The sequence below is a fragment of the Paenibacillus mangrovi genome, from assembly GCF_022898935.1.
GTDB lineage: Bacteria > Bacillota > Bacilli > Paenibacillales > Paenibacillaceae > Paenibacillus_AQ > Paenibacillus_AQ mangrovi.
Genome location: NZ_JALIRP010000001.1, coordinates 659315 through 674231, shown reverse-complemented (window position 1 = coordinate 674231; position 14917 = coordinate 659315). Strand labels below are relative to the sequence as shown.

Here is a 14917-nt window from a genome sequence, read left to right as displayed (position 1 = left end):
ACAGCAGCAACAAAAAAGCCACGGAGACTGGTGGTCTCCGCGGCATGTGCAAACTAGGGTCCATCATGTTGGATTAGAACATGGGAACCTGCTTAGGCCGATGAAAGGAGACCGATAGATCATAACGAACGACGGATACAAATAATGTTTTGTTTTTCATGATTTATCGACTCCTTTCCTGTCATATATTGACATCATAACCAGTTACTCGGACTAATGTCAAGCCCTTTTTTTACTTTACGTTCTCCCAATGCGTCCATAGCTCTCGTGGATTCAGCTCATAAATTCCGTCTTCACGGTACATAAACTGATGCATAATAAACTCTCTCCGGATCGTTGCATAATCCTCATGATACTGCTTAATGAACTCATTGATTTCCTTTTCCGAATACTTTCGGCCCGGTTCCAGCTGCTCCACCAAATGCTCAAGCGCAATAAGCTTCTTCTTGTATTGAGATGGGATTTGGCGCATGCGGCCGTCTTTGGCAAAAAAGTTGCGGATCACCGCCGCTTTGACGTTTTCATTCTCAGGTTCTGACATCTCTTTTCCTCCTTCCTTGAAAATAAAGTTCAGTGATGCCTGGGCATGCTGCTGGATAAAATAGTGATTTTGGGCAAAATAAACCGTATTCTTCTCGCGCCGTTCCGTGATCAGCGCCGCTTCCCTCAGCTTCGCTGCGTGGTGAGTGACCGTTGGCTGGGAGATATTCAGCTTCTCCGCTAGAGCCTGGCCATTCATCTCACCCTCCGACAGCAGCAATAGAATACGGAGCCGTGTCGGATCAGCCAGCGCTTTGTGGTAGTTCACGATTTTCTCAAGCTGCATCTCGTCACATCCTTTTGCTTTAAAAAATGAATTGGATACTAATTAGATGATTATCTAATTTAATATTTGTCTAATTATATGTTTATCGAATCAGAATTGTCAATTCACATTTTTGACAACCTCAAAGGACCGGGTATGCTGCTGGTTTTTGTCAGTAAATTACGATACGATGGTAAGTGAATTGTTTATAGCCAGAGGAGGAACGAAACATGCAAGACGTCATTATTATCGGAGCCGGCCCCTGCGGACTATCGGCCGCCATTGAATGCCAGAAGAGAGGCTTATCCACGCGGATTATCGAGAAGCATTGCCTTGTGCATTCCATATTTTTATATCCGACCCATATGCAATTTTTCAGTACGGCAGAGATGCTGGAAATCGGGGACATTCCGTTCCCGACTTCCAATGATAAGCCATTCCGCTATGAAGCGCTGGCCTATTACCGAAAGGTGGCGGAGCATTACGGGCTTGCTATCTCCCAGTATGAGGAAGCCCTTACCATGGAACGGAAGGAAGATCAGACGTTTATCGTTGAAACCGTAGACCGTTCGGGACAACATCATCAATATGAAGCCCGTAATGTGGTCATTTCCACTGGTTATTTCGATCATCCCAACTTCATCGGCATTCCCGGGGAAGACCTGGATAAAGTCACACACTATTTCCGCGAAGCCCATCCATACAGCGGCATGAAGGTTGCCATCATTGGAGGCAGCAATTCCGCGGTGGATGCGGCCATGGAGCTGATCCGTGTCGGCGCCCAAATCGACATGATCTATCGTGGTGAAACGGTGTCCGAGAATATTAAGCCTTGGGTCCGTCCCGTGTTCGAAGCCATGGTACAGAAAGGCAAAATCACGGTACATGTCCAGTCCCATGTCACGGAAATCACGGAAGACTCCTTCACCATCCAGGGCAAGGACGGTACAACAAGCAGTATAGAAAATGATTTTGTGCTGGCTCTGACTGGCTTCCGGCCTGACCGAAAGCTGCTCACATCTTGCGGTGTAGAGCTTGATGGCGATATGGAAAAACCGCTGTACAACGCTGAAACGATGGAAAGCAACGTCCCTGGACTGTATGTTGCAGGCGTTATTGCTTCCGGACGGAATGCAAACGAAGTGTTCATCGAAACAGGACGCAATCACGGAGTTCTGATCGCCGAGCATATTATCGCCTCTAATGCTGTATTGTAGGTATTTATTGTCAGGACGGAATTTGATTGCGGGAGGAGAAGCCGGATGGATATGACGTCACTGATTCTGCTGCTACTGGCGGCTCTGGGCGTTATCAGCAGCAATACACCGATTACCGTAGCGATGATTGTGCTGCTCCTGCTGCGAGTGCTCAATCTACAGCAGGTATTTCCTTGGCTTGAGAAGTATGGATTAACTGTTGGCATCATCATATTGACGATTGGTGTGATGACGCCGATCGCCAGCGGAAAGATGAGCCTTCAAACCATCGGTGAATCATTTTTAAACTGGAAATCGCTGCTTGCCATTGCCGTGGGAATGCTGGTTGCTTATCTCGGAGGCCGCGGGGTAGCCTTGATGTCGTCGAATCCGACGATTGTCGCAGGACTGCTTGTCGGCACTGTACTTGGAGTTGCCTTTTTCCGGGGCGTTCCTGTCGGTCCATTGATTGCAGCCGGCATTTTGTCTCTACTCATCGGCAGGACTTAATACGAATACTCTAAAACATGAAGAGCCCCGGCATTTCGGCCGGGGCTCTTCGTTATGCTATGAGAAAGATGATTACACTTCAAGATGCTGCACATTAAACAACCGGGCATAACTGCCTTCGATCGCCATCAGCTCGGCATGGGTTCCCTGCTCGGTAATCATGCCATGTTCCATAACTACGATCTGATCCGCATGGGTAATGGTCGACAACCGATGGGCAACGATCAAAGTCGTGCGGTTCACGGTCAGAGTCTGCAGCGCTTGCTGGATCAAATGCTCGGACTCCAGATCAAGCGCCGAAGTTGCTTCGTCCAGAACGAGAATATCCGGATTTTTCAGAAATACGCGTGCGATCGCAATCCGCTGCTTCTGTCCGCCGGAAAGCTTTACGCCTCTCTCCCCTACCTCTGTATCATAGCCTTGCGGCAGATTCTTGATAAATTCATGGGCGTTGGCAGCAATTGCAGCCGCCTCTACCTCAGCAAGGTCTGCATGGGGATTGCCGACCAGAATGTTATCCCGTACGGAACCGCTGAAAAGGAAGTTGTCCTGCAGAACCATTCCGATCGAACCCCTTACGCTCTCCATCGTCAGCTCACGCACATCCTCGCCGTTAATGCGCACACTGCCCTGCTGAATATCGTAAAACCGCGGAATGAGCGAGATCAGACTGGATTTGCCTCCGCCGCTCATGCCGACAAAAGCAATCGTCTGTCCCTGCTTGATTTCGAGATTGACGTCCTTCAGCACCCAATCCGCTTCATCGTTGTATTTGAACCATACCCCGTCAAAGGTAATATTGCACGCCGGCGCAGTCAACTTCTTGGCATCAGGCGCATCGACGATATCATACGGCTCATTCATCAGCTCCATCACCCGTTCCAGGGAAGCGGATGCTTGGGTCAGCACGGTCGAAGAGTTAATCAGCCTTTTGAGAGGTGCATACAGCCTGTCCAAATAACCGAAAAAAGCGACAAACGTTCCCAGCGTCAGATTGTGATGAATCACGCAATATCCGCCGTAACCGATCACGAGCAGCGGAGCAATATCGGTTAATGTATTAATAATCGAGAACGTCAGCGCATTCCAGCGGGTCTGTGCAAGCGCCTTGTTCAGAAAGTTCTGGTTAATGTTTTTAAACTGTTGGTGATCATGGCGCTCCAGAGTAAAGCTGCGGATAACGGATATACCCTGTATACGTTCATGTAGGTATGCCTGAATGCCCGCCAGTGCCTGAGAACGGTCCTTGGTCAGCTTTTTTAGCCTTTTGTACAGCATGTTGACCGCAATGCCGTATAAAGGCAAAATAGCGATCGATACGAGCGTCAGCACCGGATTGAGATAGAACATGACGCCAAGAACGAACAGCAGCGTAAACATATCCAGCCATATGTTCATCATGCCGACTTCTACAATATTTTTCGTCTGTTCTACGTCATTGATAAATCGTGATATTGCTTCACCGACCTTCGTATTCTGGTAATAACGCATCGACAGACGCTGCAAATGGGCATACAGCTTGTTCCGCATATCAAACAGAATCCGGCTGGTAATCTGCTGTGCAAAATATTGCCTAAAATACTCGACCGGTCCCCGGATGATAACGAATAGAATAAAGGCTCCTCCCAGAATGAGAAACAGCTGCGTCACCTGCTCCTGTATGGTCATTGCGGGATTCATGAGTAGATCATCCACGACATATTTCATAATCATCGGCATCGTAAGCGGAATCCCGAATTTCACCATCCCGATGATCAGCGTCAGGACAATCCATTTCGTATAGGGTTTAACAAATTGAAAATAAGCTTTCCAGTGATTCAATGACTAGCGACTCCCCTTTCTATGTTGTACACAAACCTTATCAAGCATATATTCATATTACACAGGTAAACCTGAAGGTTCACCCGGTTGACATTTCCTCCTTACAATGATTATATATTTTTAAGCTGCAACACTCGTTCTTACGGAAAACCCGAAACGTTGTAACCAAAGACCCTGCCGCCGCGCAGGGAACTCAGGAGGCCCTAGATGTCAAGACAATTCGTTACGGAAGCGGTCATGTTGGCAATATACGGAGAACTGCTGCTGACTCCCGTGCCGGTTGAATATATGGTACCGTATACCAGCTTGCTTGAGCTTTATGAATTTATATCAAGCGAAGAGCCGTTAATGAGCAATGACGAGGATGATAAGCATGTCAAAGAAAAGGTCCGTGAGCTGCTGGATTATCTCGATGAGCCACTGAACAAGAAAAAAATCCAGAAGGCGCTGGGCATGCCGTGGGCGAAAAGCCCTTATATCCTAATCGGTGAAAGCACGCGCATCATGGTAGTGAATGCCATGGACACCGCGCCGTACGGCGAGTTTTTTGACCCGGTCGAAACCGAGCTTCTACTCGTCTCCCAGCGGGAACAGGTTCCGCTTCTGACCGATCAGCCAGAGCTAATTCACCGTATTATCGATGCTGCAATATCGATACAGGTATTTGACATCGACGACTTTCAATTCGCTGTGGAAGGCGACCATTTCACACATCATATCTAAGCCCGATTTAGGGTTCTATAAGCAGTCAAAAACTCCTTTCCCTTCTGGAAAGGAGTTTTTTGCGGCATTTCACAGCTATGGAACCTAATCCTTCTGCGGACGGAACCACCCTAACAGAGCCATGGAGAGCAAATCCACAGACGGCCAGGGTTCGGCGAAAAAACGCAGTGCTTTGTTTACGACCGCCTCGAAATTCAGTTCACTTTGAAGCCCTTTGGCTTCATACAGCGCAATGACCAGAAACTCTTCGTCTCCAGCGCCGCTTGTCTTTTTGAACTCGGGACCGGAAAACATGCTCAGCAAAGTCATGTCCTGCGCGGTCAGCGCGGTTTCCTCCCACAGCTCCCTACGGGCGGCGTCTTCCAGCGATTCTCCGGGTGTCATCGAACCGAGGGGAAGCCCCCATTCCCCAGCCCCCGCCCTCTGCTGCAACAGCACTTCCCCGTTACTGTTCTTGACAAGGATGGCTACCTGTACGGTAATTTTGGACGTTTTTTTAATGTATTGGCGGTAATCACGATCCAAATGAGACAAGCTTCTCCCTCCTTTTCGCAAACCTATTTTTAATTACCCGGCGTTCGAAGTCGTATTTTTCTGATCCTCTTCATAAATATATTCAATGTCGTCCTGGGATTCCAGATAACGAACGACCAGGTCATAGCCGCTCAAGTACCAGCCGTCCTGCTCCTCCAGAAAAAAGATAATACCTTCCAGTTCCTCCTTCAAAAGCGGACGATCTGGTTCTTCAACCGAAATGCCGAGCGAAAAACCGGGATGGAGCCCCCCACCGGAGCTGTAACGGGGAAAGAAGCGCAGCGCGCTGCCTTTTTGCAGTCCCAGTTCCTTGATGTACCATTTTGCCGCTTCGTTACTGATCCGAAGTTTCATCAGGCTTCATTCCCTTCAAAGCGATTTTTAGGCAAGATCAACAATTAGCCTATGTACAATATATCATAACATTAATGACCCAAATCCTGAAAATATAAATTGACAGAGTTGTCAGGGGGGTGATAAAATTCTCAGCATACGAGGTCAAAATTCAAATTATTACCAAAGGAAGGGTGAGCATTGTGTTCAATTTCATTCTCGATAATCATAACCAAACAACAATTGAATACCTAAGCAGCCCTGCTGGTGGAACTGACTTTTGAGATTTTGGAACAAATTTCAAGGAGCCATGGAATATTAACCTTTCATTCAGGCGCGGTTGCTTACGCATCAACCGTGCGCATGATATTTGTCAGGAATACAAGGCATATCGTCCGTATACGGGCGGTATGCCTTTTTTAATATCTTTGTTCTCCCTAAGTTTACCGGCATTACCCAACAAGAGAGGAAGTGAAAGTTTTGTTTTCCGTACTTAAAAACCTCGGCTGGTTCTTCCGCCAGGAAAAGAAACGTTATTTGATCGGCCTGTTCATGCTGATTATATGCGGCATTGGTGAGCTGTTTCCGCCACGGCTGCTCGGAAGCGCGATTGATGAAATCGTACGCGGCTCCATTACCTGGGCTTCACTCACGAAGTACATTGTCCTGATGGTCATAACCTTGATTCTGATTTATATTATCACGTACATTTGGATGCACAAGCTGTTTGGCGGAGCGAATCTGGTGGAGCGCATCCTTCGCTCCCGCTACATGAACCAGCTGCTGCGCATGACTCCCCCGTTCTTCGAGCGGAACCGTACCGGCGACCTGATGGCGCGGGCAACCAATGACCTGCGTGCCGTTGCCAATACGGCCGGATTCGGCATGCTCGTCATGACCGATTCGACAGCCTACCTGACCGTGATCCTGTTCGCCATGGGATTTCTGATTAGCTGGAAGCTGACGCTGGCAGCCATCCTTCCGCTACCGTTCATAGCGCTAGCCATGAAAATTTACGGCAAAAAGGTTCATGAACGCTATACGGAAGCGCAGGACGCCTTCGGCGACATGAACGATCAGGTTCTGGAATCGGTAGCCGGCGTACGCGTTATCCGTGCCTATGTACAAGAACGCTCCGATGAGCGCCGGTTTCAGGAAATCGCGGATGATGTATACCGCAAAAATATGCGCGTGGCCAAAATGGATGCGTTGTTCGAACCAACCATCCGCCTGTGCGTAGGCCTTAGCTATGTAATCGGTTTGGCGTTTGGCGTCTATCTCGTATTCAAAAATCAGATTACCCTCGGGGATCTCGTATCGTTCAACATGTACCTTGGTATGATGATTTGGCCGATGTTCGCTATCGGTGAACTGATCAACGTTATGCAGCGCGGCAACGCATCTCTGGACCGTGTGGATGAAACTTTGTCCGTTGTTCCCGATGTACAGGATGTTCCGAATCCAACCCACGTAGATTCGCCGGAGACGATCGCATTGAAAGATGTCACTTTCCGTTATCCAACCTCTACGGTGGATAATCTGAAGCATATTAATCTGACCTTGCACCGCGGGCAAACACTGGGTGTGGTAGGACGTACAGGCAGCGGCAAATCGACACTTCTTAAGCAGCTGCTCCATGAATATCCGACAGGCACCGGCGATATTCTGATCTCGAACACACCCATTGAGCTGATCGCCAAGGACCAGCTGCACAGCTGGGTCGGGTATGTACCGCAAGAGCAAATTCTCTTCTCCAAATCGGTCCGCGAAAATATTCAGTTCGGCAAGCACAAGGCTGATGACGAGATCATTATGCAGGCTATCGCAACGGCTTCGTTCGATAAGGACCTGCATACGCTTTCCGACGGACTTGATACCCTCGTCGGGGAAAAAGGCGTATCCCTGTCCGGCGGACAGAAGCAGCGTGTATCGCTGGCACGGGCATTTATTTCCGATCCGGAGATTCTGATCCTGGACGATGCCCTTTCCGCTGTGGACGCCCGGACGGAAGCACGTATCGTGGATAACATCCGTGAGCAGCGCTCCGGCAAAACCACCCTCATCTCAACCCACCGCCTTTCCGCTATCGAACATGCGGACTGGATCGTGGTGCTGGACGAAGGACGCATCATCGAAGAAGGCACCCATACCGAGCTGCTGGACCTGGGCGGATGGTACCGCGAGCAATTTGAACGCCAGCAGGTCGAAAACAATCTGACAAGCGAGGAGGAATCATCCTATGACTCCTAATCCCAGGACGGCCAAACGTTTATTTCAATACGCCCTAACTGCCAAAGGCATATTCATAGCCGCCTTTATTGCCCTGGCCATCGGCGTAGGGGCGGAGCTGGCCGGACCTTTTATTGCCAAAAGCATGATCGACGATCATATGCTGGGCATTGAGCGGCCTTATTATGAAACGACATCGGCAGACCAAGCCGCAGAATATAAAGGGCATTATTACAAGCGGGGCGACCGCTTTGAAGCGGGTGAGACCAAAGGCGCCGAGATCCGGCTGCTGCAGTCCGGCCGCAGCTTTTACTTCATCAATCAGCCGGTTGCTGCACCGGAAGGCGAACGCAGTGTTGAGGGTGGTCAAATGACCATCAAATACGGCGATAATGTGTCCCAGTACCCGGCAGAGAAGCTCTCCGCAGCTGAACTCTATTCCTTTTACAAGCCGGAAATTCCGGGGATTCTGAAGCTAGTCGGGCTATACTGCTTCTTCCTGCTCATCAGCATCTTCACGGAATTCGGCAAAACTTACTGGTTTCAGTCTTCAGCCAACAAGGTTATACAGAAGCTTCGTAACGATGTATATGCACATTTGCAGCGGCTCCCGGTTTATTTCTTTGATACGCTGCCTGCAGGTAAGGTCGTATCCCGGATTACCAATGACACGGAAGCAGTCAAGGATCTGTTTGTGGCTGTTCTAGCCAACTTCAGCTCAGGAGTAATCTATATAACAGGTGTATACATCGCGCTCTTCCTGCTGGATTACAGGCTGGGTATGGTGTGCCTGTTCGTTATCCCGCTGCTGATCGTGTGGATTATCTTTTACCGGAAAATCGCTACCAAATACAATACGATCATCCGGTCACGCCTTAGTGAAATCAACGCCATCATCAATGAATCCATCCAAGGGATGTCGATTATCCGCGTTTTCCGCCGGCATAAGCAGACTCGGGAAGAATTCGAAGCTTTGAATGATGATTATATGAAGCATCAGAACAAAATGCTGAATCTGAATGCTTTTACATCACATAACCTGGTTAATGTGCTCCGAAGCTTATCTTTTGCAATCATTCTCGCCTACTTTGGCTTTGGAACCCTGTCAGGCGGATCGGCTGTTTCCCTTGGCGTTCTCTACGCCTTCGTCGACGTTCTCGGGCGTCTGTTCCAGCCGATTACCGGTATGGTGAATCAGCTGGCCGCACTCGACTCCTCGATAGTATCCGCCGGACGCGTCTTCTCGCTGATGGATGAGCCAGGCGAAGACGTTACGGACGGTACGATGCCGCGTTACAAAGGAAATGTCGAGTTCAAGAACGTATCTTTTGCCTATAAAAAAGAAAACTATGTGCTGAAAAACATTAACTTTGAAGCCGAACAAGGACAGACGGTCGCGCTGGTCGGACACACAGGTTCAGGCAAAAGCTCGATTATCAATCTCTTGTTCCGTTTCTATGACCCGCAAAAGGGCACCATTACGATCGACGGCCAGGATGTCAAGGATCTGCCGAAGCAGTGGATCCGCCATCATATGGGCATCGTGCTGCAGGACCCTTACCTGTTCACGGGTACCATTGCTTCAAATGTAAGTCTTGGCGACGAGAAAATATCCCGTGAGCAGGTTGAAAAAGCACTCCGTGATGTCGGAGCAGAACGGATACTTGCTCACTTGCCGCAGGGCTTTGACGAGCCGGTAGTCGAAAAGGGCAGTACGCTATCCGCCGGACAGCGGCAGCTGATCTCCTTCGCGCGTGCGCTCGCCTATGATCCGGCGATTCTCATCCTGGATGAGGCCACCGCCAATATCGATACCGAAACGGAAAGCCTGATCCAATCCGCGCTGGAAGTGCTGAAAAAAGGCCGTACGACGTTTATCATCGCGCACCGACTATCGACGATTCGCAGTGCCGATCAGATTCTCGTTCTGCATCGCGGCGAAATTGTCGAACGCGGCACGCATGATGAGCTCATGCGGCTTGGCGGACGTTACTATCAAATGTATCAGCTGCAGCAAGGCTCTGCGCAAACGGCTGACAGTCAAGCACAGCCTGCTATGCCTTCACTTGCATAGAATTTTACGAACAAATGATAAAACCCGTAAGATGATCACTTGTCAAAAAGTGAATTCTTACGGGTCTTTTTTTAACTACTCTCCGCCGCTCAACGCATGCAGCAAATCCAGCGCTTCCTCGTGATCCGGCTCCAGAACCAGCGCCTCGCGTGTGTATGCGAGTGCCGAATCCATCATACCCAGCTCATAGCTGCAGATCGCAAGGCAGTAGAGAACCGTCGGAACCGGCTCGTCCTCATCCGCCTCCAGAGATGCTTCCAGGAAATACTTCGCATCCTCGAACATATCCATCTCGAACAGCAGCAGACCAGCATCCAGAGCCAGATCATAACGCTGCTCCATGACATAAAACGAAGACCACATTCTGTGTATGCCCCGCTGAATATCCAACATTTCTTCATCGCTCGCGTCTGGCAGCAGGCTTGAGATCCGATTGGTACTATGGATGAAAAATTCCGCATCATACCCGCCGAGCCGCCAAAAGGCCAGAAGCTGCTGCAGCCCCATCGTATCCAGATTCCGATCCACCCATTCCTTCATCGAAAAGAACTCATCCGGCCCAAAGCGCTCAATCGACCGCCGATAGGCTAATCGGGTATTGGCATATTTCGTTGGCCCGTCCAGCATGAGGATACAGCCAACATTCAGATTTTTATAATAATGCGTCGTGAAAAGAGATTGTGCTCCTCTCTGCTCAAACACATGCTGAATGGCATGATAATTGGCTGTCAACGAAAAGCTCCCGTGCAAGATCAACTCCGGCGGTTCGGCAAACTTCCAGTTTTCTAGGCGATGATCGCCTTTATCCGCAGTCAGGAGCAAGAAGCCCGCCTGTGACATGCGGTTCAGCCGTTCAAGACATTCCAATCCGGCTGCTGGGAACAAAATATGCGAGTCTTCCAATTCCTGACGATAAAGATCAATTACATTGCGGTATGGAAAAGTCTCCTCCTCATAGGCAGAAGCCCGGCGGTGCATGTAACTTAGGCTCATGCTTTCCAGCGCTTCAGAAGGGGTAAGCGTATCCGCCCGGTCCGGCAAATTGATGATGACATCACATTCAAAAATATGACCTTCATCCACATAGATCAGCTCTTGCGGAATGCTGTCAAAGAAATAATTAGCCACAATAAGCAGCGGCTGAGTGAGATCCCCCGGCCGGATCGTCGTACCTGATACGGTCAGGTTCAGCTCATGATCCTCCACGGCATCAAATCTGGCAAAGTCCAGCAGTCCTTGTGCGATATAGCTCTGCAGCGCGGGATGCTGCTCCCAGCTCTTCACATTTTTGATCGGCAGATCAGTCATAACATACCGGAAAGGGGGCAGCGGAATTCCCGCGTAATCACGCAGCTCGCACAGTTTATGCAGCACATGGAATGCGAGACGTCCTGCACCCGCTCCCAGCTCCAAAATAGTCACAGTCTCCGTCATTTCACCTTGGCCTGCCCGGTCCTGCAGAAAACCAAAAATCATCTCGGCATAGGCTGTCGCAATCATGGGGTTGCTCGTAATATACTGCGGTACCTGGTCGTTGTTCCATGCTTTGAGCCCCTGCTCTTCAAAATACTTCCGCTGCAGCTCCCAAATCGGGGCTTCACTGAAACGGAAACGCTGTTCTCTATGTTCTGTCATTCTATTCTAATACCTGCTCTCCACTATTCATTAGAGTATATCGTACCATATTAGCAGTGTCCGCCAAAACTTTACATAGATAACATAAAAAGAGCCCTTCCCCTGGTTATCCAGAAAAGGACTCTATTCATTAGTTAATTTCATCATTTAAGAGAATTTTGATCGCCACCGGGATTTGGTATTTTTAATCCATTCTGTCCCGGGCTCTTTTTGACGATGACCTTATATTTGCTGTCCAGAAAGAATGAAGCTTTTGCGGTCGAGATGACCTGAGGATACATTTTCCCTGGCTCCGGCGTTGTGAAATGATAGTAGGCTACGGCCTTATGTCCCGAAAGAAATTCAATGCGGTCTACCACGAGTCCGTATCCCGGATTCGGCATTCCGGATTTTGAAATGATAACTTTATTGACTTCATCATTGACTTTTTCCACTTGAATGGAAACCTCATCGTTCGATTCATCAGAATTCTGCGAGTTACTGTTGCTTTGGCCTTGGGGATGCACGGACGAAGCGTTTTTATCCTGCCCGGAATCTTGAATAGCCGACAATGCATACGCCGATGACGTAGCTGCAAGACAGCAAGCGGCCAGCAGAGCTGCGGCCATTTTTTTCTTATTTCGCATAAACGATCACCTCCACTCTCTCTAACGGAGACGGCTTCATATATGTTTCATATGATTGGCAAATGAAAAGCATCTCATTCTCGTTTCTTCATTATACTTGCGTTGGCGTTCCGCCCTTTTCCGTTTCCTGATCCAAACCAAGCTTTTCGTAAAGCTCACTCGTATATTTTTGAAGCTTGCGTTCCAGATCCTGTGCCTGCTGCTTGAAGTTCGTAAGCTCCCGGATCATTCTCGACCGGCCTGCCGGGCTGAAGGTTTCCTGAATACGCTCCTTAAAATAGTCATGAACAATGTAGTTCCGCTGTTTCCAAACCTCTTTTAATTGCTCTGTCTCTTCTTCCGTGAAGGGAAAATGATGCTGAATTTCATTCACCAGCTGTCCAAGTGAGTTGCTGAGTTTCTGGTGGTACAGATCGGCAAGATCTTCCTCCGTCGGGACTTTCCCCTGCGAAACCTTCATCAGCATTAACAAGTTGACCAGCTGCTGCTCAAGTGCCTGTGAATAGTATACCGCGAGTCCGAAATAGGCAAATAATTCTTTGGAATGTTCGCTATCCAAGAGCCGTGTCTGTTTCATCATACCCTCCTACCCATTCAAACCGTGATAACTTTATATGTATAAAATGAACTAAAGTACTTTTCTGGTTTAGTTCATTTTATATAGTTCCATGTTAAAGGATGTGCTTCCAATCATCAACCAGTAAAATAATAGCAGAAACGACAACGGCTTCATGAACACAAAGCGCATAGGTTAGGTTCGGGCATCTCTACGGGCTGATAGATACATGTACAAAGCGCCTGCCGCCAAGAAATACATCAGTCCATATCCCAGAAATCCCCAGACTTCCAGGAAAGTAAAGGTTTTGTTCGTATTTAGAAGACCATCCATGATCGGCGATACCGGGGGCAGGATCCAGCGAAGCCATGCAAGCCATGACGGAAGCAAAGTGATGATGGATTTTGCCCCGATCGAAATAATGACCACAATCAGCAGAACCGCCGTAGCCCGAGCTCCGTTTGGCATCCAGGCCGTTTGAAAAAAGAGGGACAGCATGATCCCGAGCAGCCCCATGATCAAATGCCCGGAAATAGCCAATAGAAGCATATGAAAACTCACCGGTTCCGCAAACATATGTGTCAGAATCGGAAAAAGGATAAAAATAACCGTACAAAATACAACAGGCAGAATCAGCGCCAGAAGCTGGCTGAGCAAGTACTTCTTCATGCTCCCGATATGTATGATATGCAGCTGCTCCTGCTGGGGGCTTCCATGATTCAGAAAAGTCTTCCCCATCCAGGCCGCGCCGATAAACAAAAATACCGAAGTCACAGCGTAGCTGTCCATAACAGGATTCGGTTTATAGGAATACAGTAGGAACATCGCGATCAAGCTGGCCGCAAGCGGCGCGAAGTATGCGTGCTTACGGGTATAGCTTCTCAGTAAAAAACGGGCTAAGGCAAACACTTATATAGATCTCCTTCCGTTAGCAGTTCAGAGGGCTGCAGCCATTCACGCAGGTGAATGCCCATTCCCTCTTGCGGAATCACCGATACAATCGAACCGCCGCTGTCCAGGATTTCTCGTATTATTAAGTCAGTCGAATCGGACCAAGCTTCCATCTCACAAACGTCCATCCTTATTTCATAGTTAGCAACTCCCGAATGTGCGGAAATTTCTCTGACAGCGGCGGGATCAAGTCCGCGAAGGACAATCCGGGTAACGGCTGGTGCCGCCAAGCGGTCTCCACGCGTTTCCTGAACGACCTGTCCGTTCTTCATTAGAAGCACACGGTCTGCAATCTGTTCGATCAACGTGGATTCATGGACCGACATCACAATCGCTGTTCCGTCTCGCTTCAAGGAAACGAGTACCCGAAGCAGGTCCTCCTGTGCCTTAACGTCAAGTCCTGACAACGGCTCGTCCAGCAAAAGCAGCTCCGGACCACCCATCATGGCCTGGATCAAATTGATTTTTTGAAGCATCCCCTTGGAGAACTGAGTCATCCGGACATGCACAAAACGATCCATCCCCAGCTGTTCCAGAAAGCCGTTCATTTCCTTCTCGGCAGCAGCTTTATCTATCCCGCGGACCTCTGCCGCGCTGAGCAAAAACTCCGCTGGAGTAAAAGAAAAAGGCGGGAAGCGCTCCGGGACATATCCGGTAACCAGCTTTTCGCTTCTCACCCAACGCCTTCCGGATGTCGGGCGAGTTAGCCCCGCCAGCATCCGCAGCAGCGTGCTTTTGCCTGATCCGTTCTTGCCTACCAGTGCAGTGCATTGCCCCGCCACAACGGCAAGCGTAAGGTTCTGTAGAACCTTGCGCTTGCCATATATTTTGTCAGCATCATACAAAGCTACCAACTCGCAGGCTTCTTCCCCGGTTAAATCTTCTATAGCCAAGCCTGGTTTCCCCTCTCCGGATTATTGCAAC

14 protein-coding genes are annotated in these 14917 nt (G+C 49.1%); 5 read left to right on the top strand and 9 right to left on the bottom strand.

The features are described from left to right. Positions 1-232: 232 nt before the first annotated feature. Complete coding sequence (locus MUG84_RS03030) at positions 233-826, bottom strand: DUF2087 domain-containing protein (RefSeq protein ID WP_244719575.1); 594 nt, start codon at positions 824-826, stop codon at positions 233-235. A 209-nt stretch (positions 827-1035) separates the two neighbouring features. Here MUG84_RS03030 and MUG84_RS03025 point away from each other — a divergent pair, with 209 nt between their 5' ends. Then, a complete protein-coding gene (locus MUG84_RS03025) occupies positions 1036-2022 on the top strand; it encodes a YpdA family putative bacillithiol disulfide reductase (RefSeq protein ID WP_244719571.1) in 987 nt (328 codons plus the stop codon). A 45-nt stretch (positions 2023-2067) separates the two neighbouring features. Next, complete coding sequence (locus MUG84_RS03020; RefSeq protein ID WP_244719568.1) at positions 2068-2511, top strand: DUF441 domain-containing protein; 444 nt, start codon at positions 2068-2070, stop codon at positions 2509-2511. 72 nt (positions 2512-2583) lie between these two features. Here the strand turns inward: MUG84_RS03020 and MUG84_RS03015 are convergent, their stop codons facing one another. Continuing rightward, entirely contained in the window at positions 2584-4332 is a 1749-nt protein-coding gene (locus tag MUG84_RS03015; RefSeq protein ID WP_244719565.1) for an ABC transporter ATP-binding protein, read from the bottom strand. Positions 4333-4539: 207 nt separating this feature from the next. On the opposite strand from MUG84_RS03015, the gene MUG84_RS03010 reads away from it, so the two are divergent. Further along, complete coding sequence (locus MUG84_RS03010; RefSeq protein WP_244719560.1) at positions 4540-5055, top strand: ADP-heptose synthase; 516 nt, start codon at positions 4540-4542, stop codon at positions 5053-5055. A gap of 84 nt (positions 5056-5139) precedes the next feature. Here MUG84_RS03010 and MUG84_RS03005 read toward each other — a convergent pair whose 3' ends face one another. Both MUG84_RS03005 and MUG84_RS03000 read right to left on the bottom strand, forming a co-directional pair. After that, complete coding sequence (locus tag MUG84_RS03005; protein WP_244719557.1) at positions 5140-5589, bottom strand: NUDIX domain-containing protein; 450 nt, start codon at positions 5587-5589, stop codon at positions 5140-5142. 33 nt (positions 5590-5622) lie between these two features. Then, positions 5623-5943 carry a HesB/YadR/YfhF family protein gene (locus MUG84_RS03000; RefSeq protein ID WP_244719554.1) on the bottom strand — a complete coding sequence of 107 codons (321 nt, stop codon included), beginning with the start codon at positions 5941-5943 and terminating at the stop codon, positions 5623-5625. A 459-nt stretch (positions 5944-6402) separates the two neighbouring features. Between MUG84_RS03000 and MUG84_RS02995 the strand changes: the two genes are divergently transcribed. Continuing rightward, positions 6403-8172: an ABC transporter ATP-binding protein gene (locus MUG84_RS02995; protein WP_244719549.1), complete on the top strand. Its 1770-nt coding sequence runs from the start codon at positions 6403-6405 to the stop codon at positions 8170-8172. Continuing rightward, positions 8162-10225: an ABC transporter ATP-binding protein gene (locus MUG84_RS02990; RefSeq protein ID WP_244719546.1), complete on the top strand. Its 2064-nt coding sequence runs from the start codon at positions 8162-8164 to the stop codon at positions 10223-10225. Before MUG84_RS02995 ends, MUG84_RS02990 begins: the two co-directional genes overlap by 11 nt. Before the next feature lie 75 nt (positions 10226-10300). Here the strand turns inward: MUG84_RS02990 and MUG84_RS02985 are convergent, their stop codons facing one another. The 5 genes from MUG84_RS02985 to MUG84_RS02965 form a co-directional block, all read right to left on the bottom strand. Then, positions 10301-11860, bottom strand: a complete 1560-nt coding sequence (locus MUG84_RS02985; protein ID WP_244719544.1) for an SAM-dependent methyltransferase — start codon at positions 11858-11860, stop codon at positions 10301-10303. Positions 11861-12003: 143 nt separating this feature from the next. Further along, positions 12004-12486 carry a protease complex subunit PrcB family protein gene (locus MUG84_RS02980; RefSeq protein ID WP_244719541.1) on the bottom strand — a complete coding sequence of 161 codons (483 nt, stop codon included), beginning with the start codon at positions 12484-12486 and terminating at the stop codon, positions 12004-12006. Between the two features lie 91 nt (positions 12487-12577). After that, on the bottom strand, positions 12578-13066 hold the full coding sequence (locus tag MUG84_RS02975) for a hypothetical protein (RefSeq protein ID WP_244719537.1): 489 nt from the start codon (positions 13064-13066) through the stop codon (positions 12578-12580). A 171-nt stretch (positions 13067-13237) separates the two neighbouring features. Next, complete coding sequence (locus tag MUG84_RS02970; RefSeq protein WP_244719532.1) at positions 13238-13951, bottom strand: hypothetical protein; 714 nt, start codon at positions 13949-13951, stop codon at positions 13238-13240. Beyond that, positions 13939-14886 (bottom strand): ATP-binding cassette domain-containing protein, encoded by a 948-nt coding sequence (locus tag MUG84_RS02965; protein ID WP_244719529.1) that lies wholly within the window; start codon positions 14884-14886, stop codon positions 13939-13941. The genes MUG84_RS02970 and MUG84_RS02965 overlap by 13 nt, the downstream gene beginning before the upstream one ends. Between the last annotated feature and the right edge of the window lie 31 nt (positions 14887-14917).